The organism is Vibrio sp. R12-SG2-ISO1, from assembly GCF_059834045.1.
Genome location: NZ_JCBDGO010000005.1, coordinates 146,743 through 171,963 on the forward strand (window position 1 = coordinate 146,743; position 25,221 = coordinate 171,963).

General features: G+C 45.7%; 26 protein-coding genes and 2 pseudogenes. 11 read left to right on the forward strand and 17 right to left on the reverse strand.

What is annotated here, in order from left to right; all coding sequences use genetic code 11:
* Positions 1-191 precede the first annotated feature (191 nt).
* Positions 192-1,091, reverse strand: a complete 900-nt coding sequence (locus AC6R10_RS04995; RefSeq protein WP_500626238.1) for a LysR family transcriptional regulator — start codon at positions 1,089-1,091, stop codon at positions 192-194.
* 102 nt (positions 1,092-1,193) lie between these two features.
* Here AC6R10_RS04995 and AC6R10_RS05000 point away from each other — a divergent pair, with 102 nt between their 5' ends.
* The 3 genes from AC6R10_RS05000 to AC6R10_RS05010 all read left to right on the forward strand — a co-directional run bounded on the left by AC6R10_RS05000 (position 1,194) and on the right by AC6R10_RS05010 (position 5,322).
* Positions 1,194-2,261: a tartrate dehydrogenase gene (locus tag AC6R10_RS05000; RefSeq protein ID WP_500671643.1), complete on the forward strand. Its 1,068-nt coding sequence runs from the start codon at positions 1,194-1,196 to the stop codon at positions 2,259-2,261.
* A 118-nt stretch (positions 2,262-2,379) separates the two neighbouring features.
* Positions 2,380-3,357, forward strand: coding sequence for a Bug family tripartite tricarboxylate transporter substrate binding protein (locus AC6R10_RS05005; protein ID WP_487903832.1), 978 nt, complete (start codon positions 2,380-2,382; stop codon positions 3,355-3,357).
* A 9-nt stretch (positions 3,358-3,366) separates the two neighbouring features.
* A complete protein-coding gene (locus AC6R10_RS05010) occupies positions 3,367-5,322 on the forward strand; it encodes a tripartite tricarboxylate transporter permease (RefSeq protein ID WP_500630636.1) in 1,956 nt (651 codons plus the stop codon).
* 33 nt (positions 5,323-5,355) lie between these two features.
* On the opposite strand, the gene AC6R10_RS05015 is transcribed toward AC6R10_RS05010, so the two are convergent.
* Complete coding sequence (locus AC6R10_RS05015) at positions 5,356-6,282, reverse strand: helix-turn-helix transcriptional regulator (protein ID WP_500671644.1); 927 nt, start codon at positions 6,280-6,282, stop codon at positions 5,356-5,358.
* Positions 6,283-6,399: 117 nt separating this feature from the next.
* Between AC6R10_RS05015 and AC6R10_RS05020 the strand changes: the two genes are divergently transcribed.
* From AC6R10_RS05020 to AC6R10_RS05030, 3 genes are read left to right on the forward strand one after another with little or no spacing between them, the layout of a single operon-like run.
* Positions 6,400-8,409, forward strand: a complete 2,010-nt coding sequence (locus AC6R10_RS05020; protein ID WP_500671645.1) for a TonB-dependent siderophore receptor — start codon at positions 6,400-6,402, stop codon at positions 8,407-8,409.
* Between the two features lie 46 nt (positions 8,410-8,455).
* Positions 8,456-8,782 (forward strand): DUF2218 domain-containing protein, encoded by a 327-nt coding sequence (locus AC6R10_RS05025; RefSeq protein WP_500671646.1) that lies wholly within the window; start codon positions 8,456-8,458, stop codon positions 8,780-8,782.
* Positions 8,783-8,787: 5 nt separating this feature from the next.
* Positions 8,788-9,705 (forward strand): siderophore ABC transporter substrate-binding protein, encoded by a 918-nt coding sequence (locus AC6R10_RS05030; RefSeq protein ID WP_500671647.1) that lies wholly within the window; start codon positions 8,788-8,790, stop codon positions 9,703-9,705.
* Positions 9,706-9,773: 68 nt separating this feature from the next.
* Here the strand turns inward: AC6R10_RS05030 and AC6R10_RS05035 are convergent, their stop codons facing one another.
* The gene (locus tag AC6R10_RS05035) at positions 9,774-10,106 is read right to left on the reverse strand and encodes a zinc ribbon domain-containing protein YjdM (RefSeq protein WP_500671648.1); all 333 of its coding nucleotides are present in this window, start codon (positions 10,104-10,106) and stop codon (positions 9,774-9,776) included.
* 140 nt (positions 10,107-10,246) lie between these two features.
* Positions 10,247-10,819 carry an HNH endonuclease gene (locus AC6R10_RS05040; protein WP_500671649.1) on the reverse strand — a complete coding sequence of 191 codons (573 nt, stop codon included), beginning with the start codon at positions 10,817-10,819 and terminating at the stop codon, positions 10,247-10,249.
* Positions 10,820-11,038: 219 nt separating this feature from the next.
* Between AC6R10_RS05040 and AC6R10_RS05045 the strand changes: the two genes are divergently transcribed.
* Positions 11,039-11,281, forward strand: a complete 243-nt coding sequence (locus tag AC6R10_RS05045) for a type II toxin-antitoxin system Phd/YefM family antitoxin (protein ID WP_500671650.1) — start codon at positions 11,039-11,041, stop codon at positions 11,279-11,281.
* Positions 11,282-11,287: 6 nt separating this feature from the next.
* Positions 11,288-11,584, forward strand: coding sequence for a type II toxin-antitoxin system RelE/ParE family toxin (locus tag AC6R10_RS05050; RefSeq protein ID WP_047104309.1), 297 nt, complete (start codon positions 11,288-11,290; stop codon positions 11,582-11,584).
* 79 nt (positions 11,585-11,663) lie between these two features.
* On the opposite strand, the gene AC6R10_RS05055 is transcribed toward AC6R10_RS05050, so the two are convergent.
* The 5 genes and pseudogenes from AC6R10_RS05055 to AC6R10_RS05075 all read right to left on the reverse strand — a co-directional run.
* Positions 11,664-12,739, reverse strand: a protein-coding gene (locus AC6R10_RS05055; RefSeq protein WP_500671651.1) for an IS3 family transposase whose coding sequence is annotated in 2 segments (ribosomal slippage) — positions 11,664-12,490 and positions 12,490-12,739 — 1,077 coding nt in all. Because the reading frame shifts where the segments join, the coding sequence is not laid out codon by codon here.
* A gap of 73 nt (positions 12,740-12,812) precedes the next feature.
* Positions 12,813-13,391 (reverse strand): annotated as a pseudogene (locus AC6R10_RS05060) (transposase); the annotation flags it as partial.
* A 728-nt stretch (positions 13,392-14,119) separates the two neighbouring features.
* Complete coding sequence (locus AC6R10_RS05065; RefSeq protein ID WP_134837614.1) at positions 14,120-14,419, reverse strand: type II toxin-antitoxin system RelE/ParE family toxin; 300 nt, start codon at positions 14,417-14,419, stop codon at positions 14,120-14,122.
* The gene (locus tag AC6R10_RS05070) at positions 14,416-14,658 is read right to left on the reverse strand and encodes a type II toxin-antitoxin system ParD family antitoxin (protein WP_072609711.1); all 243 of its coding nucleotides are present in this window, start codon (positions 14,656-14,658) and stop codon (positions 14,416-14,418) included. The genes AC6R10_RS05065 and AC6R10_RS05070 overlap by 4 nt, the downstream gene beginning before the upstream one ends.
* A 406-nt stretch (positions 14,659-15,064) precedes the next feature.
* Positions 15,065-15,187, reverse strand: a pseudogene (locus AC6R10_RS05075) (IS110 family transposase); the annotation flags it as partial.
* An 81-nt stretch (positions 15,188-15,268) separates the two neighbouring features.
* On the opposite strand from AC6R10_RS05075, the gene AC6R10_RS05080 reads away from it, so the two are divergent.
* Positions 15,269-16,344, forward strand: a protein-coding gene (locus AC6R10_RS05080) for an IS3 family transposase (protein ID WP_500671652.1) whose coding sequence is annotated in 2 segments (ribosomal slippage) — positions 15,269-15,518 and positions 15,518-16,344 — 1,077 coding nt in all. Because the reading frame shifts where the segments join, the coding sequence is not laid out codon by codon here.
* A gap of 188 nt (positions 16,345-16,532) precedes the next feature.
* On the opposite strand, the gene AC6R10_RS05085 is transcribed toward AC6R10_RS05080, so the two are convergent.
* A complete protein-coding gene (locus AC6R10_RS05085; protein WP_500671653.1) occupies positions 16,533-17,213 on the reverse strand; it encodes a hypothetical protein in 681 nt (226 codons plus the stop codon).
* Between the two features lie 147 nt (positions 17,214-17,360).
* Here AC6R10_RS05085 and AC6R10_RS05090 point away from each other — a divergent pair, with 147 nt between their 5' ends.
* Positions 17,361-18,377 carry an IS110 family RNA-guided transposase gene (locus tag AC6R10_RS05090; RefSeq protein ID WP_500671654.1) on the forward strand — a complete coding sequence of 339 codons (1,017 nt, stop codon included), beginning with the start codon at positions 17,361-17,363 and terminating at the stop codon, positions 18,375-18,377.
* Between the two features lie 356 nt (positions 18,378-18,733).
* Here the strand turns inward: AC6R10_RS05090 and AC6R10_RS05095 are convergent, their stop codons facing one another.
* Both AC6R10_RS05095 and AC6R10_RS05100 read right to left on the reverse strand, forming a co-directional pair.
* On the reverse strand, positions 18,734-19,162 hold the full coding sequence (locus AC6R10_RS05095; RefSeq protein ID WP_500671655.1) for a GNAT family N-acetyltransferase: 429 nt from the start codon (positions 19,160-19,162) through the stop codon (positions 18,734-18,736).
* 171 nt (positions 19,163-19,333) lie between these two features.
* Positions 19,334-19,633 carry a hypothetical protein gene (locus tag AC6R10_RS05100; protein ID WP_500671656.1) on the reverse strand — a complete coding sequence of 100 codons (300 nt, stop codon included), beginning with the start codon at positions 19,631-19,633 and terminating at the stop codon, positions 19,334-19,336.
* Positions 19,634-20,506: 873 nt separating this feature from the next.
* Between AC6R10_RS05100 and AC6R10_RS05105 the strand changes: the two genes are divergently transcribed.
* On the forward strand, positions 20,507-21,052 hold the full coding sequence (locus AC6R10_RS05105; RefSeq protein WP_500671657.1) for a GIY-YIG nuclease family protein: 546 nt from the start codon (positions 20,507-20,509) through the stop codon (positions 21,050-21,052).
* Positions 21,053-21,717: 665 nt separating this feature from the next.
* Here the strand turns inward: AC6R10_RS05105 and AC6R10_RS05110 are convergent.
* From AC6R10_RS05110 to AC6R10_RS05130, 5 genes are all read right to left on the reverse strand, one after another.
* Entirely contained in the window at positions 21,718-22,044 is a 327-nt protein-coding gene (locus tag AC6R10_RS05110; protein ID WP_071236629.1) for a hypothetical protein, read from the reverse strand.
* Positions 22,037-22,306 (reverse strand): glycine zipper domain-containing protein, encoded by a 270-nt coding sequence (locus tag AC6R10_RS05115; RefSeq protein WP_176289444.1) that lies wholly within the window; start codon positions 22,304-22,306, stop codon positions 22,037-22,039. The genes AC6R10_RS05110 and AC6R10_RS05115 overlap by 8 nt, the downstream gene beginning before the upstream one ends.
* Positions 22,307-22,963: 657 nt before the next feature.
* Positions 22,964-23,260: a hypothetical protein gene (locus AC6R10_RS05120; protein ID WP_500626247.1), complete on the reverse strand. Its 297-nt coding sequence runs from the start codon at positions 23,258-23,260 to the stop codon at positions 22,964-22,966.
* A 216-nt stretch (positions 23,261-23,476) separates the two neighbouring features.
* On the reverse strand, positions 23,477-24,055 hold the full coding sequence (locus AC6R10_RS05125) for an AbiV family abortive infection protein (protein ID WP_192076284.1): 579 nt from the start codon (positions 24,053-24,055) through the stop codon (positions 23,477-23,479).
* A 136-nt stretch (positions 24,056-24,191) separates the two neighbouring features.
* Complete coding sequence (locus tag AC6R10_RS05130; protein WP_500671658.1) at positions 24,192-24,992, reverse strand: HNH endonuclease; 801 nt, start codon at positions 24,990-24,992, stop codon at positions 24,192-24,194.
* Positions 24,993-25,221 lie beyond the last annotated feature (229 nt).

Consider the following 25,221-nt stretch of genomic DNA (forward strand, 5'->3'; position numbering starts at 1 on the left):
TAGCCTATTTTTGTGAGGTATTTAGTAATCACTCTAGTCTATTTTTTTCCACCCTAACTCGGTCAAAAGCACTAACTGGTCAATTTGTGAACTCCCGCTCTAATTTGTCTCAATAATATTAAAAACGACAATAGTTACAGTTCAATATACTGCGATTAGCCATCAAGAGCTCTTTTCGCGAGAGAAACACGCTACTGGTCGATCAGCTCTGGTGAGTGTTTCAACATTTCCACCAATCCCTGCCTAACAGAATCGGAGCACCCTTTAAGCCAAGCTGCGGCCAAAGGTAAACCGATATGGCTGTGTCCCTCTATCTCCCTAAAGCACACATTCGATGGGGCGACACCGGTTGACCAAGAAGGCACAATGGCTAGCCCCATTTCCTGAGCAACCAAATTCAAAATCGTCTGCTTTTCATTGGCCACTTGTGAAATCGTGGGCTGAAAGCCTGCAGCCTGAAACAACTTAAAAGTCAGGTCGTAACTATGAGGTCTGTCTTTGCGGTTCGGTACGATCATCGGAAAATCCGCAATCAAGTCGATGGTGACACGCTCGAGCGTCGCTAATGGATGAGAGTCTGGCAGTGCCAAGCGCAGTGATTCATGGCAAATAGGCTCGATTTCAATGCGTTCACTCAGACTGTCCGGCGGTCGGATGAGCGCCAAATCAATCGCGCCTGAGAGTAGTTTTGGAATCAGGCGCTTAGTTTTATCCTCGATGATACGAATCGATGCGTTCGTATGAGAGCGCTTGTATTTAAGAATCAATTTCGGCAGCAACCCAATCGCGGCGCTGTCAATTGCCCCGACGCGCAATGTGTGAGGCGAACCAATCCGCAAGTTTTTGTACCGATTTTCTACCGCATCTATCTGATCAATGAGATGACACGCATCAAAATAGAACTGCTGACCAATCAACGTCAGCTCCACGCTTCTCGTCGAACGATTAAATAATACGAGCCCCAGAGATTGTTCGAGCAACTTAATCTGTCGCCCAAACGCGGCGGGTAGCATGTTCAAACTTTGTGCAGCACGCCCAAAATGTAGAGTGTCGGCGGCGGCGATAAAACACCTAAGCTGTTCCGTCTTCATCTTACCTCCTGATTATATCGTTAATTTATATAACAGAACGCCAGTGATAACAATTTATTTACATCTCATAATCAAAATCTAACAAGTAAGAAGGTAACCATTATGTCAACATACAAAATCGCGACCATTCCGGCTGATGGCATTGGGATGGAGGTCATTTCAGCAGGGGTTCAAGTACTTAAGTCACTAGCGAGCAGATTCCCGGAGCTCAGATTTGAGTTCAAACACTTTGACTGGGGCTCGGACTACTACCGCCAACACGGCGAAATGATGCCCAAAGATGGCTTAGACACGCTAAAAGGGTTCGATGCGATTTACTTTGGCGCGGTGGGCGATCCTGACATCCCCGATCACATTACCTTGTGGGGCTTAAGACTGCAGATTTGCCAAGGTTTTGACCAATACGCCAATGTTCGTCCAACCAAAATCATCCCAGGAATCCCATCCCCCCTCAAGGGAAGAACCAAAGGCGACCTAGATTGGGTCATCGTCCGAGAGAACTCAGAAGGCGAATACTCAGGTCACGGCGGACGCGCGCACAAAGGTTTTCCAGAAGAAGTAGGAACGGAAGTGTCGATCTTTACCCGTGCTGGCGTAACCAGAATCATGCGATATGCATTCGAGATTGCGCAGCAACGTCCACGTAAGCTCCTGACCGTGGTCACCAAGTCTAATGCTCAACGCCACGGGATGGTGATGTGGGATGAAATTGCAGAGGAAGTGTCGAAAGAGTTCCCTGATGTCACGTGGGACAAGATGCTAGTGGACGCAATGACGGTAAGAATGACGCTTAACCCTGAATCACTCGATACTATCGTCGCCACCAACCTTCACGCCGATATCCTTTCCGATCTTGCCGGTGCCTTAGCAGGCAGTTTAGGAGTGGCTCCGACAGCAAACATCGCACCAAATAGCCCTTATCCCTCAATGTTTGAGCCGATCCATGGCTCTGCGTTCGACATCACTGGACAAGGAATTGCCAATCCTATCGCGACCTTTTGGACTGCAGTCCAAATGCTCGAGCATTTAGGCGAACATCAAGCCGCTCGCCTGGTGATGAGTGCCATAGAGTCGGTGTCTTCCGAAGGGATTTGCACACCCGACATTGGTGGGAAAGCAACCACTAAGCAAGTGACCGATGCGGTCATTGACTACATCCAAAACCATTAAAAACTCGTCACACATTTAGAGGAGCTCATCGAACAAAGAATATCAAGGCGCGAAATAAGAACGATAAAAAATCGTCACCCGCTTCGCGCTTAAGTGAACCAATAACGAGGACGAAACAATGAAAACAAGTAAGTTAAGCTATATCACTAAACCATTGCTCACAACACTGGCTGCCGGTGCTCTATCGCTGTCTGGCTCCCTGTTTGCAGCCGATGACTACCCCAGCAAACCCATTAATTATATTCTGCCCTTTAACGCCGGTGGCGAGTCTGATCTTTCTGCACGCTTTCAACAGACCGTGTTTGAAAAACACGCAGGTGTGAAAACCGTCATTCAATATCAACCCGGTGCGGGCGGCGCAGTAGCTTGGTCACAGCTCAACAGTATGGAAGGTGATGGCTATACCGTGATGGGGATAAATATCCCTCACACCATCATGCAGCCGATTGTTAAGGAGTCTGGCTACACGACCGATGACCTCACGCCCATTTATTATTTTCATTACACTCCGAACGCGATTTTCGTCCCGGCAAACAGTCAATTCAAGAGCCTACCTGAACTGATCGATTACGCAAAAGCCAATCCAGGACTGGTCACGTTTGCAGGCTCAGGATCCAACTCAGCCAATCATATTGGTCAGGTATCGTTTGATAAGCAGGTGGGTGTGAAAACAACCTACGTCCCATTTAGCGGTATTGGTCCTGCCATGACGGCGTTAATGGGTAGCCAGGTGACCGCAGGTTTCAACTACGCCACATCCGGGGCAAATGCTGGTGACAAACTGCGCATGCTCGCAGTCTCGGCAGAAGAGCGTCTCGCGGCGTTTCCAGATGTCCCAACGTTCAAGGAGCTAGGCATCGATTTAGTGGGAGGGGCATACCGCGGCGTCGCTGTTCCGAAATCGACCCCAGAGGCCATTCGTGTGGAGCTCTCTCGAATTATCGGCGATATCAATAAAGACCCTGATTTTGTGGAAAAAATGGAGAGCAACGGATTTGTGCTCACCGACATCCCTTATCAAGAGATGGAGGCATTTATTGAAAAAAACAAAGCTGAAAACCAAGAAGTAGCAAAACTGCTTGGGCTAGTGAAATAGGGGTTCACGATGGAATTGCTTAGTTATTTACTTGATGCACTCACACCGATCAACCTATTACTCGCACTGGTTGGTGTCGTAGCCGGCACAGTAATCGGAGCAATGCCAGGATTGTCTGCCACCATGGCGGTGGCAGTTCTCGTCCCTTTTACCTATGTGATGGGCCCCGCTTCGGGCTTGATTGTCCTCGGTGCAATTTACACCGGAGCTATCTATGGTGGGGCGTTTGCAGCAATTTTGGTTAATACTCCGGGCACCCCTTCTGCCATCGCGACGACGTTCGATGGCTATCCAATGGCGAAGAAAGGAGAAGGGGCCCTTGCCATTTCTCTGGCAACGTTCGCTTCAGTAGGAGGTGGTATCGTGGGGGGGCTTGCCTTATTGATGCTGGCACCACCACTCGCTCAAGTTGCCTTGGCATTTGGTCCATCAGAATATTTCTGGATGGCGGTTTTTGGTCTGACACTCATATCGTCTCTTTCGGTGGGCAACACTCTCAAAGGCTTGATCGGCGCTTGCATCGGTTTATTGCTATCCACGGTTGGCGTGGCGGTAGTCGGTGGTGACGTCCGCTATACCTTTGATCAGGTCTCACTGCTCGGCGGAATTGATATTACCTCTGCAATCATTGGATTGTATTGTGTTCCAGTGATCATCGACCTAGTCGCGAACAAAACCCCTCATCTAGATTTTGCTGAGGTATCAGGAAAATCGTCGCTGTCACGCGCCTTTTCTCTCATCAAAAATAGTAAATTCAATCTGATGCGAAGCTCCATTATCGGCACCGTCGTCGGAATCCTACCCGGTGCAGGTGGTTCTATTGCGGGATTAGTGGCGTATACAGAAGCTCGCCGCAATGCGAAGAAAGATCAAAAATTTGGCGAAGGCGCATCAGACGGCATCGTCGCGACCGAATCAGCCAATAACGCGACCGTTGGCGGTGGTTTTATCCCAACATTGGTGCTTGGCATTCCTGGTACGCCACCTGATGCGATCATACTTGGGGCTTTGCTCGTCCAAGGCATTAAGACTGGACCGTCTCTGTTCACTGAACAAGGGAGCATTGTCTACACCTTTATCTACGGTTTGATCATCGCAACGCTACTGATGCTGCCCGTCGGTTTAATTCTTGGAAAATATGCCTATCGTTCGATTGCCAAAACGCCAAAACAGTTGTTGGTCCCCACCGTCGCGTTCTTAACCGTTATTGGGAGTTATGCGATTCACAGCAACCCTCATGACACCTTTATGATGTTCATACTGGGTGTGTTTGCGTGGTTCTTAGGTAAATTTGGCTTCAGTGCTTCGCCAATTGTACTTGGCTTAGTACTAGGAAAGATCGCAGAACAAGGGTTTGTTCAGGCCTATTTGATAGGCTCGGCGCAAGGTAAAGTCTTCGAGATGTTTTTTGCTCGCCCCATCTCTATTGGCATCATTATATGTGCAATCATTGCGCTTGTGTTCCCGCTCTGGGCAGCAAAAAAGCATAACTTTGCTCCCTCTGACACGCCAAGAGATCACAAAGGCTCGACCATAGCGATCGGTGCACTGCTTATCGTCATAGGTGGCCTGCTGCTCAATCAAACGCAGAGCATGTCTAAACTAGGCGCAGTATTTCCCACTTATATTGTGGTCGCCATGATGGTCTTGGCAGTATTACTCATCGGTAAAGTATGGCGCGCTAGCGATACAGTCAATTGGTCTTCGCTAAAGATAAGCCCGACTATGCGACAAAGCGCTCTGATTGCCATTATGGCCCTCTGGACGCTCTTGATGACCACGCTTGGTTTTGGGCTATCCTCGTTACTCGCTTTTGTTGCCATTATGTTGATCGCGAATTTCGATAAAATAGAAACCTGCTCTATGAGTAAACACCTCACCGCTTCATTTGTTATCGTGGTGATGTTTTATCTGCTGATGCGTGATGTACTTTTACTCAGGCTGCCCACTGGGTTATGGTTTTAACACTGATCCAACGTAGCCCGTTCAAACAATGGGCTACGTTGGGCATTCAGAAGTGAATACTCGCTTTGCCCTTGGCTCCTTGTGCTCAAGACTTGCGTTTTCACCCACTCGATTTGGTGAGTAACCAAACTGTTTTTTGAACGCGAGAGAGAAATTGGAGGGGTGACGATAACCATAACTGTAAGCGGCTTCGCTGACCGTCATGCAACCGGTCGCCAGTTTCACTCTGGCATCATTCAGCTTTCTGCGCCGTACATAGTGAGCAGCGGTCATGTTCATGTGATCTTTGAACAGCCGCTGCAGCGACGAAACGCTCATGTGCGCAAACTCAGCGATGGCCTCTAAAGTCAGCGCCTGCGTTAAATGGGTTTCAATAAAGGCAACAATCTCCGCCATCTCGACGTCTTGGCGCGCGCTATGATGAGGGGCCTGAGTCACCTCGCACGCACATAGCTGGCTCATCAATTGGAGAAGCAGCTGATGGATGTCGCTCTCCAGTTCGATGCGTTTGGCAATCGTCTCTGGGGGCGGGGTGCGAAGCAGTCTTTGTATTTCTTTAGCGGCCACGCTCGGCAAATCAAAACAAACACTGGCGAGGTGAGCGGAGTAAAAAGTACGAAAAGCGCCGCCTTCAAGCGGTTTTGTTTCAAACCAAATTCGCGGCAACACAAGGTGAATTTTCGCGACCCACTGATCTTTCTCTACACTTCGCCAAAAACTGGCAGGGTGAACGAGATTGACGGCCATCACTTGCGCCTGGGGTTGCGCACTAAGCGTACATTCAAGCTGGTCATAACCAAACTCTAAATCTCCATCTAACAACACGGTAAAGATCACCGATGGCGTCGCGGGGGCGATCACTAGGCTCTCTTGCTGACTCCTCTGCCCGCCGCCGAAGACTTTGATCCCGTCCGCCATTTCCATGCGAAACAGTGACGGAGTGATCTGTTTAGAATGCATAACTTCCCTCATAACAAGTTGGCGATTTTGCATAACCATAAAAGCTGTTCATGTGCTATCGGTGTAGCATAACATTAATGATATTAATTATCATTTACAATGTATAAGAGGGAGTTCATGAACTCACATCACCAACCGATCGTTTCGGTATCGACTCTAGCCTTGGCCATTGCGGTCACACTCAGCGGCGGTGCCTATGCCGAGACCCAAAGCGACAACACGAGCGATGAAACGCTCACAGTCTGGGGCACTCAAGTTTCGAGCAGCTCGGAGTTCTTGGGCGATCAAGACATCTCCATTAAGCAAGCGGATCACATGTCGGATCTACTGCGCAGTGTACCCGGCGTCGATGTCGGCGGAACTCATTCCGTTAACCAACGCATTACCATTCGTAGCCTCGGGGAAACGGACTTAGACATCCGCCTCGATGGCGCATCGCAGCACGCCAATATGTTCCACCATATCGGCAACCTCACACTCAACCCCGACATCCTTAAAGCGGTCGACATCCAAGTGGGCAACAACTCCGTCACCCAATCAAGCCTTGGTGGTGCGGTCTATTTTGAGACTAAAGACGCTCGAGACCTGCTGCGTTACAACGAAAGCTTTGGCGTCCGTGTGTATGGTGGTGTCGCCAGCAACGACAGTCGTCAAGGCTCTGTCACCGCATATGGTCTCTTGAACGATAATGTTGATGCGATGGTGTACGCGAACTACGTCGAACGTGATGACTTTAAAGACGGCAATGGTGACACCACCTATGGCGCAGCCGGCGATGTCTCGAATATGCTGTTCAAACTGGGTTATGAGCCTTCTTATCTGCATCGTTTTCAGCTCAGCTATGACCTCTACCGTGATGAGGGCGACTACAGCCCAAGACCGGATATGGGTGGCAGTGCCAACACTGAGCTCTCTGGTGAAGACTTAATCCCGACTCAGTATGACCGCGACACCTTTACGGGCTCCTATGAACTGCGGGGCGACAACCATCAAGGTAAAGTCACGCTCTATTCAAGTACCACTCAAATTGATCGTGACGAGTCAGCAATTACTGGCCGCTGGCCAGCCAACCGACACAGCCAGAACACCGCGAAAAACCAAAACTTGGGCGCCACCGCTCAGTTTCAATCTAGCTTGATGTTGGCTGAGCGTGCGCATCGCTTCACCTATGGGCTTGAGTACATGGATAAAACCAGTGAAAGTGCCTATGGGGGTACGCCATTTATGCAAGAGCATGCGAAAAGCAGCGCTGGCTATCTCGAAGACAAAATTCAGCTCTCGCCAAGTTTCGCACTTACAGCGGGCCTGCGTTATGACCACTACATCCGTGATGCCGAAACCAGCAAGGACACGTTTAACGAGTGGACTTGGGCGCTTGGCGCAGATTGGGATATCACCGAGCAATGGACGCTCTTTGCCAGCACTCGCAGTCTATTTAAGGGCCCGGAGCTGCTTGAAACCTTTATCGCCTATCAAGATGTCGCCTATCTCGCTGACGATATTAATGCAGAAACTGGCCTATCGAGCGAAGTGGGCGCTCGCTACTTCCAACGCTTTGACCAGCATGCCATCAGTGCGAACCTAACGCTGTTCCAAAACGAGATTGACGACTACATCGGTGAATCCTACCAAGATGATGGCAGTTACTTGATTGAGAACATTGGTGATGCGGAGATCAAAGGCTTTGAGCTCAGCGCGGCCTACAGCTATCAGGCTCTGAGTGCGCGAGCGTCCTACGCTCGCAGTGACACCACCAACCAATCCACAGGCGGCCCACTGATTGCAGCGAACGGACGCAGTATGGACGTCGGTGACTCAATTTCGCTCGGCATCGACTATGAGTTTGCAGCGATTGATACCACCGTCGGTTGGACATCCATCATCGTGCTGGAAGAAGATAATGTTCAAGAGGATCAGCCAGTTAAAGAAGCGTATAACACGCACGATCTCTACGCTCAATGGCGCCCTAGCCAACTGGATCGCTTGCAGGTCACCTTTGGTATCGACAATATTTTCGATGAAGCCTACACCTCGCACGCCTCACGCTCTGGTGCCGCACGTGGCGCTACCTTGGATGATCTAGAACCCGGGCGCAACTACAAACTGTCCGCCTCTTACGAATTCTAATGATAAGGAGACGCGCCTTGGGCTTTAGCCTAAGGCGCACATTACTATGGAATCCAACCAACCCACCCCTAACGATTGCCAGGTTCATGCTCAGATTCGTTCTGAGCACTGCGCGCGCTACCTCACCACTTTATGTCGACATTTCAGTCGTAAGATTGAGGTTGAGTATAACGAGCGCCAAGGCGTCGCTTATTTTCCCTATGGAATGTGTACACTCACCCTCAGCGAACCCGACAGTTTAGATATTCACTGCGCAGCACAAACCCCCGAGGCGCTCAGCGCCGTCAAGCAAGTGCTCACCTCGCACCTGGAGATGTTTGCCTATCGCGGCGATCAGTTTGCTATTCAATGGACTCAACCTGCTTCGGAGTAATGCACATGTTTACGCGTCTATTATTTCAATTCACGCTGGCCGTGATGGCCTGCAAGGCACATGCGGCATCAATCGATGTCTCGCATATCAAAGGCCATATCGAACTCGATAAGCCGGCACAACGGGTTGTCGTGTTGACACATAGCGCCCTCGACACGCTCGACTTCCTCGAAGTCACGCCAATCGGCGCTGTGCATATGCTGATGCCGAGCTACTTGGCCCACTACGGTGAGACGGTCACCAACGTTGGCTCTCTGTTTGAGCCCGATTTTGAAACCCTCTTTACCTTAAAACCCGACTTGATCATTGCCGATGAACGCATGATGCGCATTTATGATGATCTCAACGAGGTCGCACCCACGCTCATGCTGTCAACGACCAATGGACAATATTGGCACGATACCCAAGTGAACTGGCGTGCTATCGCGACGTTGGTCGGCAAAGAAGATAAAATGGCGTCGAAGATTGAAGAAACCGAGCAGCGCATTAACGCCATCCAGTCTGCGGTTCGCGCTGAGAAACGTGACGCGATGATGGTCATGAGCAGTGGCAAAAAAATCTCGACCTTCGAGCCACAAAGTCGCTTTTCTATCATCTTTGAAGAGTTCGGATTTTTGCCCGCATCGAGCCAAACAGTGGCCAGCGAGACTGGCCCGCACGGTAAACTGATTTCGTTTGAATACATCGCCGATGCCAAACCATCAACACTGTTTGTGCTCGACCGAGAGCAAGCGACTGGCAAGGCCCACGGCGCCGCGCAGCAACTCTTTGACAATCCGCTTATCGCGCACACTCCCGCAGCCAAAGCGCAGCGCATTGTCTACATCGATCCTGTTGCGTGGTATCTCACTTATGGAGGCGTTCATGCGACCGAGATCATGATGGATGATGTCGCCAGTAGCCTCGACAGCTCACCTCAGTAGTGGACTTAGGCAACGCACATTAGAAACGCGAGTAAAACGCACACTCAATGGCAATGCCAATGGGTGTGCTACTGCACCTTTTTCACAAACTGCGCCGTAATCACCATGTCACCGGCCCCATCGACTTTGCAGTCCAACTGATGATCTTTGCCTTCTGCAATGCGACGAATGAGCGCTTTAGTGCCAATTTTCAATACTAGCGAACTGCCTTTCACCTTAAGATCTTTTGCCAACGTCACTTTATCGCCCTCACTGAGCAGCGTTCCGTTCGCATCTTTGACTTGTGGCTCACCCTGAACCTCATCAGGATTCCACTCATAAGCGCATTCCGGACACACTAAATGGGATTGGTCTTGATAAACGTATTCAGATTGACAATTCGGGCAAGGAGGTAAGGACATACTCATCATTCTTTTAGCGAGGAAACACGCGGATAGTGTTCAACGTCTTGATAGCGAAAGCAATGTTTTCTTGGTGGGTGTAGGTGAGGAGGTGCGCCCAGTGGAATACCACGCGTAGCGCGTCCACATCAACGAGCCGACTACGCGATACGCTCTAGTATTCTGCCAACCTGCTGTTCAAATACGCTCTCAATATGCTTATCATTTGTTTTCGCCACTGATATCCATTGCACGCCAGTTTCATCAGCGTGTTGAAATTCTATTTGTAGTTCGTATTTTCGTGTGGATGCTACCCCTGACAATACGCCGATGATGATGGAAATCGGCCCTGTGATCACGCCCAAAGATTGCGGGCAAATCATCCAGACAACACTTGAAACAATCAAGCCAATAGTCAGAATACGTATGAGATGGTCTTTGATCGTATTCGCCTTAGGAGCTAAATCATGGCATTCCTTGCACATTAAAACCAAATTTGAAGGCTCTTCTGTACCACCCAAAGAATGCGGGATTATATGACAAATTTGCAATGGACATTTTGCCCACGCTTTGAGGTAATCACCACCTACAATATCGTATCGCCCATCCCACCCCTGACCGCAAGCCCAGCAAGTTGGTTCATTCAGATCGATAAAGCCTTTAAACACATTGGATTTATCGATCCAAAAATCTATGATTCTTGAAAGCTCTATACTTTCTCTTTCCGATTTCATGTTTCGTCCATACGATTTATCACTAGAACGCCTTGCTAAATGGCGCCTGTGATGAACTCGCAAAACCCACTAAACTCCAAACCAAAACCGCCGAGAGTTTGGCGTCCACTTGAGTAACTGGTTAGTTTACCTTTCGCACAAATCGCACGATTTAATTAGATTGACCATTTCATGCGAACAACTATAATCTTACTGTAATTCCAGATTTGGAGATTGATCATGCACACATTAACAGCAAATGATGCCAAACGTAATTTTGGTGAGCTACTTCTAAGCGCCCAACGTGAGCCTGTGAAGATTAGCAAAAACAGTAAAGATGCCGTCGTTGTAATGTCTATCAAGGACTATGAAGAACTAGAAGCAATGAAAACCGATTACCTTAAGCACTGTTTCGAGTTAGCGAAACAAGACTTAGCACAAGGCAATGTGATTGATGGTGAAGACTTTTTAAACGCCTTATAACCCGCTATGCAAAAGAATAAATACAAACTGAGTAAATTAGCCCAGACTCATTTACGGAAAATCAAAAGCTATACAGTTAACAACTTCTCCGAGACCCAGTGGCGAAGCTATAAAGATACGTTACTAACTGGTTTTCAAATGCTTGCTGATAATCCAGCTGTTGGTCGCAGTTGTGATGACATATACCCAAGCGGGTTCTATTTCCCCGTGGGCAAGCATACTGCTTACTTTACAAAAGAAGATGGCTTCATTTTAGTTGTAGCCGTACTCGGACAATCACAACTTCCTCAGAACCACTTGTAATCAAATTTCACCCTAGAATTGGATTTAGGGTGACCTTTCCCCGAGATTAATACCGCCGCCTCGATGAAGTTTCCCATGTTTACGCCACTTGATTGGCATAATCAAGTGGCGACATATAATTTAGAGAGCTATGTGGTCGAATATGGTTGTCGTGCTCTCTCCATAGATTTATTTCGTAACGTGCTTCATCCAGAGTGCGGAACCAGTGTTGATTGAGACACTCATTTCTGAACTTGCCATTTAGGCTCTCCACAAAGGCATTTTGAGTCGGTTTACCTGGTTGAATAAAGGCGAGTGTTACCGACGTTGTCTTTGACCAAAAGAACATGGCTTTGCTGGTAAATTCCGTCCCGTTGTCGCAAACAATGTTATCTGGCTTACTGCGCACCTCGGTTAGTTGAGTTAAAAAACGGGCAACTTGCTGGCCACTGATTGATAGGGACACCAGCTGCCCAATGAGTTCTCGTGAAAAATCGTCAACGACATTGAGCACACGAAAACGTCTACCATTGCTCAATTGGTCAGAGACAAAGTCCATCGACCAGCGTTGATTGGCTCTTGTGGGTGAATTCATAACTAGTCTCGGGCGCTGTAGCTTTTTGCGCTTGTTCGTTCTGACTAGCAGTCCTTCCTCAGTGTAAATACGATACGTGTGCTTCTTATTCACAACTAAGCCCTCTGCTTTTAGTAAACTGTGCAGCATCAGATAGCCATAACGGGAATATTGAACGGCTAACGCTTTTAAACGTTCTCGTAAGGCCCTATCTACAGGGTTTTTAGCTTTGTATCGAAACGCCGTTCGACTCAAACAGGCAAGCTTACAGGCCGCTCTTTCACTCAGTCGGTGAGTGTCAATAAGGTATCGAGCAATAAGCTTTCGAGAAGATGGCGTTACCACTTTTTTGACACAACATCCTTCATTGCTTCGACTTCGAGCAACTTCTCCGCGAGGAGCCGCTTAAGCTTATTGTTCTCAGATTCAAGCTCTCTCAGCCTTTTGGCCTCATTCACTTCTAGCCCTGCATACTTGCTGCGCCAGTTATAAAAAGTGCCCGATGATATCCCCATGTCGCGACAGATGTCGTCAACCTTAGCGCCAGCTTCATGCTGTTTAATCGCCTTGATGATTTGCTCTTCCGTGTATCGCTTTTTCATTTTGAGATCTCCATTAGCTCTAGTGTATTAGAAATCTCATCAAAGTCATGGTGTTAATTTAGGGGGAAAGGTCATAGCCTAACTCAGGCACATTGCTGATGATAGACGCAGCGGCGATATTGCCGATACCAGGTACGCTTTGTAAGAGGGTGTTTTTCGTTTGGTATTCAGGGCAATCTTCGATGAGTTTGACAAGCTTATTTTCAATCTTTGAAATCTGGTTTTTTATCGCTGTCAGGATGGGTGTGATTGTCGAATGTAAGTGCTTTGGCAAAATTTGAATACGATTTTTTTCCATGGTCTGCATCGCGAGCAGCTGATTGCGGCGAATTACTAAATCACTCATTAAACGTATGTTTTTAGCTCTACGACCAATAGCGCCGGCAAAGCGTTTGATATGAACGGGATTGGCACGAACAATAGGTAACTCGGCCTCGGTACACGCTAACACGAAGGGCATCTCCAGGCGCCCAGTCGCTTCGATAACGATACGCTGCGGGTTATGTTTTTTGATGGTAGTTAAGGCTTGTTTGATACCCTTTTCGTTGTTTGGGACGGTAAAAAAGACATCGAGTGGACGGATGTAAATGTCGAGCTGTGATTTACCAGTATCAGCACCGATATTAATGTTTTGAAGTGTGTTTGTGTTCATAATAAGCTAACTCTTGCTTGCGAAATGCGGGTTCGAGACCCAGTCGACTATTCGAGGTTTATGCTTGGAGTCCTATGAGGCGTTCATGTTTGTTATCGGTCTCTCAACAGAGGAGCCAGCGTTCAATCGAACTGCCACATAGAAAGCTTTAGTTGCAGCTAAAGCCTGGGTCTCACTTTACCCTTTTGGCTTGGTTATTATCCATACAAACTGCTCAAGAGGGATTCGCAACGCGTGGCATTTTCACTGTGCGTTGATTGTAGTGATTAAGGTGGTTTGCGGCGACTTCGGTATTGCGTTGCCCACCCCTTAGCAGAGCGTTATAAGCCACGAGCAAATCAGTGAGTTTACATTGCAGGGCTGTAGGTTTTCTCACAAGGAAGGAGTAAATTAATGAGAATCGAAAATTTCTTAAGAGGGTTGTTTGTTGGGTTTGGTTGCTATCTATCAGTTAAAGTGATCACGATGATTGGTCCAGATTTAGCAAATACCAATGAACCCTTATTTCTACTTACGCTTCTAACTAACTCAGTAGGTTATATTGTGGTATTCAATAAGGTGTTTGACGGCGTGTCGTGGTTTATAGGTCGGAGAAAACGTAAGATAAATGGCTTATAACAAGAGACTATGGCGTCAATAGTTAGTTTTTGGCGCTATTGTTATCCCACATAACACCGTCTCTTAACATTGAATTTAGTATCACCACCATTTAAGGAAGATTCGCAACGCTATGCGCCAAAGATTGGATTTACATCCATGCTCTTATGCAAGATTCTGATAATCTGGATGTTTTGGCTGCCAATTTGTTGATAAAAAATAACATGGCTCCCTTGTGGAAATTTTCGGTAGCCATCTCTGATTTCATCACAAGTTTTACCGATGTCAGGGTTTTCAGCGAGTAGCCAAAATGATTCATCGAATTGCTTAAGGTAAACATTTCGTTGCTCGCGACCCCATCTGCGAGAGGTAAACAAGGCAATATCTTTTAAATCAGACTTTGCCTTGTTGGTAAGTTGAAATGGTTTCATTTTCTCTCTTCGCTATCTAATTCACTGATAAACGAATCGAGGTCATAGTCAGCCATGCCGCTTTCTTCACCTTCAACGAGCAGTTGTCGTAAAGTGTTCATTTTCGTTTCTTGTGTTTCGAGTAAACGCAGGGCTGAACGAATCACTTCGCTTGCTGAGCCATAGCGTCCACTTTGAATCTGGCTACTAATGAAACCATCAAAGTGCTCGCCGAGAGTGATGCTAGTATTTTTAGCCATTGTAATCTCCCAATACCAAATAGTACCTAATTATGGTATTGAATGGAGGTGTTCGCAAGTGGCGCATAACAATAATTTAAGCAGATTCGCAACGCTTGGCATTTTAGGTTTGAATCAGCTTTGGTGTTTACGGCACAATGCTTTAGGTAGGTGGCAGCGTTGCTCACTACTTAATTGGGCTACATGGACTCCCTCTTTTGTCAACAATAGCTACCGCTGACAACAGTGGGTCTGACAGCAGCTCTACATTCGGTGTTTTGCCGGATTCTATCCGTCACCCTGATGATATTCGTTTGATGCCAGCCTCATTCGTTAGACAGTATTTGCTACTTCCCAATTAAACAGGCTCAGGCATCTCGGTCTGACCGTATTTTCATCAATTGCTATTGCTTTGACTCGGTAAGGGCTAACCGCTTATATAGTTAGCTTTGTACTCGTTTTCAGTCGTTAATAATGCCCATATTATTCGAGCGTTTTTGGCTGCTAGGGCGACAGCCGCGCGCTTGTAACCTCGTCGCTCAACGAGCTGTTGTAACTGACCTTTCCCCCTAAATTAACACCATGACTTTGATGAGATTTCTAATACACTAGAGCTAATGGAGATCTCAAAATGAAAAAGCGATACACGGAAGAGCAAATCATCAAGGCGATTAAACAGCATGAAGCTGGCGCTAAGGTTGACGACATCTGTCGCGACATGGGGATATCATCGGGCACTTTTTATAACTGGCGCAGCAAGTATGCAGGGCTAGAAGTGAATGAGGCCAAAAGGCTGAGAGAGCTTGAATCTGAGAACAATAAGCTTAAGCGGCTCCTCGCGGAGAAGTTGCTCGAAGTCGAAGCAATGAAGGGTGTTGTGTCAAAAAAGTGGTAACGCCATCTTCTCGAAAGCTTATTGCTCGATACCTTATTGACACTCACCGACTGAGTGAAAGAGCGGCCTGTAAGCTTGCCTGTTTGAGTCGAACGGCGTTTCGATACAAAGCTAAAAACCCTGTAGATAGGGCCTTACGAGAACGTTTAAAAGCGTTAGCCGTTCAATATTCCCGTTATGGCTATCTGATGCTGCACAGTTTACTAAAAGCAGAGGGCTTAGTTGTGAATAAGAAGCACACGTATCGTATTTACACTGAGGAAGGACTGCTAGTCAGAACGAACAAGCGCAAAAAGCTACAGCGCCCGAGACTAGTTATGAATTCACCCACAAGAGCCAATCAACGCTGGTCGATGGACTTTGTCTCTGACCAATTGAGCAATGGTAGACGTTTTCGTGTGCTCAATGTCGTTGACGATTTTTCACGAGAACTCATTGGGCAGCTGGTGTCCCTATCAATCAGTGGCCAGCAAGTTGCCCGTTTTTTAACTCAACTAACCGAGGTGCGCAGTAAGCCAGATAACATTGTTTGCGACAACGGGACGGAATTTACCAGCAAAGCCATGTTCTTTTGGTCAAAGACAACGTCGGTAACACTCGCCTTTATTCAACCAGGTAAACCGACTCAAAATGCCTTTGTGGAGAGCCTAAATGGCAAGTTCAGAAATGAGTGTCTCAATCAACACTGGTTCCGCACTCTGGATGAAGCACGTTACGAAATAAATCTATGGAGAGAGCACGACAACCATATTCGACCACATAGCTCTCTAAATTATATGTCGCCACTTGATTATGCCAATCAAGTGGCGTAAACATGGGAAACTTCATCGAGGCGGCAGTATTAATCTCGGGGAAAGGTCAATTTCATTGTTTTCCTCTGATAGGGCTAACGCCTTGCTAAGGTGCGGCTAAACCACAAAACCTGAGCAAAGCCACCGTAACCACTAAACTCAACCAAACCAAAAATGCCAAAGGTTAGCCGTCACTCTTAAGCAATTTGTTATGTGCGTTTTTTAAAATCAATGTACTTTCCACTACCTTGTGGGTGCCAGTGTGATTTATTTAGGCGGTTGCTAGGTTTGAAGTCATTGAAAGAGACACATACAACAATATTGTCAATCACATAATACCAATATGTGTCTCTCACGCCACCTTGGGTCTTACTTTCAATTTTTGAAACACCTGCAAGTTTTGTTTTTGGATCCCAGACTTCCAGCCGTATATGTAACTTAGGGTTTGCTTTAGTTTCATTGATGGCAGTGGCTAAAGAGGCAGTATCAATAGGCAGCTCTTCCGAAGTAGCCCGGCAACCATACAACTTTGCGAAATATAGGTGAACATTGAGCGCCGCTCGCTTTGTCCTGCCGGGAAATACATTTTTGAGTTTTATTCTTCTGTTAGCTCTGAGTTGTCGGTAGTTTCTACGAACATACTCTGAAAGCGCTTGCCAATCGTTATCGAAAGGCTGTGTTTTGGCACCGTTACAATGTGCGCATAACTTTGCTTCCGACTTAACAAATTTATTATTGCCAACCTTTTGTAGCTTTTGAGGGTTTCGTTTGTTCTTGTGGAAATATACCGGCTCTTTACTAGTTTTAACTGGGAATAGAGCCCTCAAGTCACTCGCTTTTACCAAGTGCTCACCCGTTGTTCCGTCTTCACCACAAATCCAACAGCTCATAATTTTCCTCACAACAAGTGGAATACTGTAATTGTTCGTCAAAGCACATAACGCTCTGTTAAGGTGATGAGATGGTCTCCCCCTACCACTTCACATGGCCATGAGCCATGCTTGGAGTGTTCAGGTCCGAAGCAAAAGGAGAAGACCATGACTCAGCATAAAATCATTGGCATCGACTTAGCAAAAAATATCTTCTTTCTTTTTGAAATCAATCATAAAGGAAAGAACCTCAACCGTAAAAAACTTCAACGAAGTAAACTACTTAACTATGTCGCAAGTCAAAGTCCATGCACCATCGCCATGGAAGCTTACTCTGGAGCTCATTATTGGGCTAGAGAATTCGTGGAGTTCGGTCACGAGGTACTTTTATACCCGCCTCAACATGTTAAAAGTCAGCGACGCAAACAAAAGAACGACTATAACGATGCCGAAGCGATTGCAGAACTTGCCCTCTATCAACGGCATCCTGCCGTCCCACACAAATCTATCGAACAGCAAGATATTCAATCACTGATTCGAATGCGTAGACTATGCGTCACCGAAAGGACCCGTCTGATTAATCAAGTTAGAGGACTTATTGCTGAATACGGTATTGTTCTACCCAAAGGAAAGGCTTCGTTCAGGAAAGCTATTCCCGAAGTGCTCGAAGACGCCGAAAACCAGCTATCGCCCATATTACGAGAGCTTCTATCACGCCAGTACGAACGCTATCTATACATCGATGAGCAAATCAGTTGGTTTGAAGACAAACTTAACCAAACCGTCAAACAGTTCGATAATGCCAAACGACTGATGTCGATCCCTGGCTTTGGGCCACTCACTAGTCAAGCCGTTGCAGTATGGTTAGGCTCAGGAAAACAGTTCAAAACTGGGCGAGATGCCTCTGCAGCGATGGGGCTGGTTCCAAGGCAAGACACAACTGGCGGCAACGTGATGCTTCTGGGCATCACGAAGCAAGGTAACACCTATATACGGTCGTTACTAGTTCATGGTGCTAGGGCTGCTTTACGGCGAGCCAAGTTCAAGTCTGACAAACTCAGTAAATGGATGCTTGAGTTACAAGAACGACGAGGTCCTAACCGTGCTGCGGTCGCTCTCGCAAACAAACTCATGCGGATAGCTTGGGCTGTTATCGCCAAAAACGAAGAGTATCAACCAGCATAAACACCATGCACCACCAACCCTTTGCAAAGTACGTAGTGAGATGAATAACAGGATAAATCCTACACGTTGAAAACCTTGTGCTCACACTGGCTTTTAAAGTCGATAAGGTGATTAGGACTGCGTGTTCGACTGCCTCATCTTGGCCAAGGCGATAGCCGTTACAACAGGCCGTATATATGGTAGTTAACCTGCGCTTTTAATCATGCTACTGACTTGCAAAACAGGGGGAGACCATATATGTGAGCAACGCTATACCGATGCTTCCGCATACCACCTTAATCACTTAAACCAACGCATAGTAAAAATGCCACGCGTTGCGAATCACTCTTAAACCGTTTGTTATACGCGTGCTAACACTACAACGGAACTTTCATAACCTTATGATTTGGCTCACTTTCAATGTCAACCGCTAACCAACCTAAAGACTCATACAACGATGGTACATTTGTGTAAGCATACAGGTTACTTTGAGTTGCTGCTGATACATGCCTAACACCTCGATTGATCAGTTCACTCGCAATACCTTGACCACGCCACTCATTGGATACGAAAACTGCGTTAAGCCAAATAACTTCCGAGTCACCATGAGGTTCTTTAAAGCGCGAATAAGCGAGACCTCCAATAACTTGGTTCTCTCTGAGAGCAACAATTACCGGCGGAAGGTTAGATTCTAGTTTATAGGTATCTACAAACAGAAAGTCAGGCCATTCCGTTTGAAACAGCTTCTCTAGAGCAACCCAATACTCACTATCTTCATCGCAATTTCTGAATATTACCTTGTTCATATTGGATTATTTCCTCAAAAGCGTATAACGCCGCATTAAGGTGTGAGCAACGCTACCGCGAAACTTAACCACGACACCGTAAACACGAAACCCAACGATGGAATTAAAAATGCCAAGCGTTGGGAATCACTCTTAAATGCTTTGTTAGGTTCTTGCTTTAACTCTAGAACATTATTTACACGTTTTATTTCTAAGCTGGTACTTCCAATTCGTAGCTCCGGAAGAATAATATTCATAAGAATAACTTGAGTTTGCTGCTACCTTGAATACAACTTCAGCTTTGATATTCCATTTTTTCTTGCCTGATGATAGTAAACTCGAATAATCCTTAACGACAATATCGTAACTACATGTTTTAGAACTATTATTTACAACGTATATAGTCGCATATTCACCATTTTTTTCCATGCTAACGTTCGCAAATGAATGCGAAGGAAAAATACACAGTGCTACTAACCAAAATGAACGCATGACAACTCTCCTTTCAAAAATAGAAATGCTTCTCAAGTTTAGGCGAAGAAGAAATTTACTCCATATCAAAACTGAGATTGCACGCTCATCTACTTGCATACTCAAACCAGGCTTTAAAGTCGAGTAATCACTTGCAACCTAACGCTTTACTAAGTGGCGCCTGCGGTAAACCTGCAAAACCTACTGTACTCCAAACCAAAACCGCCGAGCGTTTGGCGTCCACTTGAGTAACTGGTTAGTTGGCTAGTTCGTTGCTCTGCTAGAAACGCCACCGTACGAAAAAGTAAACTACCGAACCCAAGCGCACAACACCACACCCAAAGTTACCCACGATTTACGCAAAGTAATGTGAGCCACTACACTCCGACAAATAAAGCGGACACAAAACACCCGTTGGAACTATTGAAGCGGCAGTCCTGACGAGCAAATGAACAACACGTAAACCTGCATCTGAAACACTAAAACTCAAAGCAACTTTACGCCCACGAAACTCGCCACCAACCTGCACGAAACCAAAATGAGGCAAACCCGCGAACATTGAAACGTGCTTAGGTTCGAGTAATTCAAGAGCTGATACCGACAATGTTAAATTGCCGATAGCATCGAACGAATGGTCGGAGATGACGATGAACTAGCCCCAAAAATTCACCCGCCAACTAACGCCCAATTAAGGGGTGAACAACGCCACCACCCAACCTCAAGCATTGTACTGTAAACACTAAATTTGAAGTAGAAGCAAAAGTGCCAAGCGTTGTGAATCCCTCTTAAATTGCTTGTTATGTGCACTTTTTCCGCTCAAATTGACCAAACTCAACTTTTTAGTTTTGTAAGTATGCCACTGTTTGAGCATCAACTCGCAGTATGGTGGCTTCTTTGGCTAATGACATTCCTGAAGGCGCATTAGATACGCCCTATCGCAGAAACAAGTACATTTGCGATCATATATACGTAGCTTATTCTCCATCTATAGATGTTTTCAAAATAGGTATAACTAAAAATCCTATTCATAGGTTATCTACGATTAAGTCAGTAGGCATTGGTGGTGTCAAAGACTGGGAGTTTCATTGTGCTTATAAAGTTGGTGTTAAAACCGCCCACAGCCATGAAGTGAACATATCTCGACAGCTATACTGTTTTAACGTAGAACTAAACTATCTAAATCAAACTTCTGCAAAGTATTCCCGAGAACTCTACAAATGCGATATTAAAATTATCAAAGCTGCTTTCAAAAGCGTTGGAGTAATTATTCCGGTATCGAGTGAAGTATTAAGGAAAAAGTTTGTTGAGTTTGTACCACAAACAAACTTTCTGAAATGGGTAAACATGAATAGAGAGAATGTTGGCTTAAAAGCTATGACGATGTCGGAGCTAGAAAATTCAAAGTTTTACACCATTCCAGAAACTGCTAACTTTAGCTGAACCTGCTCGTGCACATAACGCCTTGCTAAGTGGCGCCTGCGACCAACCCACAAAACCCACTGAACTCCAAACCAAAACCGCCGAGCGTTTGGCGTCCACTTGAGTAACTGGTTAGTTGGCTAGTTCGTTGCTCTGCCAGAAACGCCACCGTACGAAAAAGTAAGCCACCGCAGCCAAGCGCACAACACCGAACCCAAAGTTACCCACTATTTACTCAAAACAATGTGAGCCAGTACACTCCGACAAAGAAAGCGGACACAAAACACCAGTTCGAGTTATTGCAACGGCAAAGCTAACGAGCAGATTTTCAACACATAAACCTGCACCTGAAACACCAAAACTCAAAGCAACTTTACGCCCACGAAAATGGCCACCAACGTGCACGAAACGAAAATGAGGCAAATCCACGAACATTGAAAAGCACTTGGTTCGATTGATTCAAGAACTGATACCGACAATGCCAAATTGCCGATAACACCGGACTAATGGCCAAAGAAGACGATGAACTAGCCCTAAAAAATCACCCGCCAACTAACGCCCAATTAAGGTGTGAGGCACGCAATACGACGCTCCCGCATACCACCTTAATCACTAAAACCAACGCATAGTAAAAATGCCACGCGTGCCGAATCACTCTTAAATTGTTTGTTATAACAAATTTTTTACTAGCGATCTGTTTGAACTGTTTTTTGACTTCGATTGCGTGATAGCGAGAAAGGCATATCACGATAAACAGTCTTGAGGGCATTAACAAACAATACCGAACCCGCAATAAGAATATATAGATTCAAGTCGGATACTAGTGATGCCAGTTCATCAACAAATGTACTCGCAATCAAAACACAACCACAAACGAGTTGAAAAGACTGCAAGATTATATTTGTAATAGCTTGTTGATCAAAATCTAAGCCTTTTTTATACGTAAGACAGGCATAGAACAAAATGAGAATAGCGGCAACAATAGCAGATGGAATAAATAGAGCTTTATCCATTATTATTCTCCTTGTTTTCGTCAACAGCATTTCCAAGCCAAGCTCCAAGCAAACCACCGACGACTAGCCCAACCGGACCACCTAGCGAGGCTCCTAATATCGCACCTCCAGTCGCTGCGCCAACAGCCCTATCACTGTTCTTTTTAAATGAAGAGGCTGACGTTATATGACCACAACTTCTGCAAACCCTATCACCTGTATCCATACCGTTAATTTTTTCTTTATAAGTATCCTCAGAAGAACACTTCGGACATTTGTACATAACTTTCCTTTATTTAAATTTGTTATAACGCCTTGCTAAGTGGCGCCTGCGGTAAACCTGCAAAACCCACTGAACTCCAAGCCAAAACCGCCGAGCGTTTGGCGTCCACTTGAGTAACTTGTTAGTTGGCTAGTTCGTTGCTCCGCCAGAAACGCCACCGTACGAAAAAGTAAACCACCAAAGGCAAGCGCACAACACCGCACCCAAAGTTACCCACGATTTACTCAAAGCAATGTGAGCCACTACACCCCAGCAAAGAAAGCGTACACAAAACACCAGTTGGAATTATTGAAGCGGTAATCCTGACGAGCAGATGAACAACGCATAAACCTGCCCCTGAAACACCAAAACTCCACGCGACTTTACGCCCACGAAACTGGCAACCAACCTGCACGAAACCAAAATGAGGCAAATCCGCGAACATTGAAAAGCGCTTGGTTTGAGTTATTCAAGAACTGACACCGACAATGCCAAATTGCCGATAACACCAGACGAATGGCCAGAGATGACGCTGAACTAGCCTTAAAAAATCACCCGCCAACTAACGCCCAATTAAGTTGTGAGCAACACTGCCACATTACCTAAACACTTCGCCGTAATCACCAAACATATTGAAACCGAAAGTGCCGAGCGTTGCGAATCAGCTTGAATTGCTTGTTATGCGAATAGCCCACCTATTGCTAAAGTAACACCTACAGACACTACCTTTGTGAATAGAACAACCCAAATACAATCACCTATGTTTGTATGAGCCGCCTTACTTAATAGATACACAAACAACATCAAACCTAGAACCCAACCTACTGTTGGAATCAAAGACACTAGCGACACCAAGACCGCAATAATTAAGAGTGACTTGATATCAATCATTACGAAAGAAAGCTTTGAAGCAACAAACATACAAAAAGTAGTAATCAATACATCAAGTGTAAAAACTAACGCTTCAATTCCCATTACAATCTCCAGCATACATAACGACTTAATGAGACCATAGCTTCATAACGAAACCAACTTCACATTGTAAGTTAATGTTTGTTTCAGAAATTCGCATAACGCCGCGTTAAGTAGTGAGCAACGCTACCACCTAACTTAAACCATTGCACCGTAAACACTAAACCCAACGATGAAATGAAAAATGCCAAGCGTTGGGAATCTGTCTTAAACGCTTTGTTATGTGTTTTTTATTTGCTCAAACAATGCATCAGTCTGCTCTGCTGCTTCATTAGAAAAGTTAGTTAAACCACATAAGGCGTCATCAAAAACTTCGATTGCGAACAACAGCATAGAGCGAGAAAATTTACGACTGACTTTTTCCTTTGGTATTTTAAGTTTTCCGTTTTCTCTTTGGAAGTAAAGGCTATGCTCTCTAGCTTGGACTAATGCCGAACTCTTTGCCATTACCATAATACGGTTCATTTCTGCCTCACCTATTGCGTCTTGAAGTCGGGACCCCATAGCTACAGTAGGAAGAGCTGCTAACATGTGCTTTGTCTTATGGTCTTTGAATACATTCCGCTTTTTCTCGGGATGATTACCATTTGTGTGAGAGCCAAGATGGGCTTTTGCCACTTCTTCTAACACTGTAATACTGAAAAATAGTGAACTAGAGTAGCTCTTATTCATATACAAGCATGCTGAATTATCGAGCAACTCAACGATATGACTGATTGCTTTATCTAGCTCTTCAACACTTTGAATTAGGCGCTCATCCGAGTTATCTAATTCATATACAAGTTTCATTACTTCCATCGGAACTCCAAAACACATAACGCCCAATTAAGGGGTGAACAACGCATCCACCCAACCTAAAGCATTGTGCCACAAACACTAAATTTGAAGTAGAAGCAAAAATGCCAAGCGTTGTGAATCCCTCTTAAATTGCTTGTTAGGAATTTGAACCCAGCAATACTTTTAGTTCTTCGACCGACAGAGTCTGATCTTTTTTCCTATGAACCATTGCGTGACAATTTGCGCATAAAGGGACTAGATCTTTTTCTGGGTCTACTAACGTCGAAATACCTAATCGCGACACTGGAACTTTATGGTGGATATGAATGTAACCCTCGCCGATGCTGCCATAAACTTTGCCATAGTCGAAACCGCACGCAGCGCAGATAGCCCCATGAATTGCTATTGCTTGGCGCCTTAATTTTGGATTTCTCTCATACGTAGTGACGTACTTCTTATTGAAGTTACCCTCATGAAATGACTCAAACATGTTTGATTGGTCGCTACTTTCTTCCACTCCATACTTAGGCTTGGCAGTTTGTAGGGCATCTTTAGAAAGGTGCCCTAATATTAGGTCATAGTTTTCTTTGGATATAGGCCTAACACCGTTTCGCCAATAATTTGATATTAGGTTAGAGGGAATACTTTCTAAATATTTACCATCTATATTGGCAAGGATTGGCTTAGAGAATGTTTCAAAACTATCGATAGTCCCAAAGTAGTCACTTTTAGTACTATTTCTATCGGGAAATACTTTACCGATTGTTCCAATACCAAAATAGTGTGGTTCGTTTGACAATCTACTTACTTGATACGCTTTGTCTTTAATGCGTCCCTTGTAGTAAATGACTTGAGTTCCTGGCTCTAGATACTTTAAGTATCGCTTCGGAAAATGATACAAAACGCCTGTATCATCGTCCCATTGAGAAACATCATTTTCTACTATCACCGCGTACATAACTTTCCTCAAATTTCCTAACGCCTTGCTAAGTGGCGCCTGCGATGAATCCGCAAAACCCACTGAACTCCAAGCCAAAACCGCCGAGCGTTTAGCGTCCACTTGAGTAACTTGTTAGTTGGCTAGTGCGTTGCTCTACCAGAAACGCCACCGTACGAAAAAATAAACCACCACAGCCAAGCGCACAACACCGCACCCAAAGTTACCCACGATTTACTCAAAGTAATGT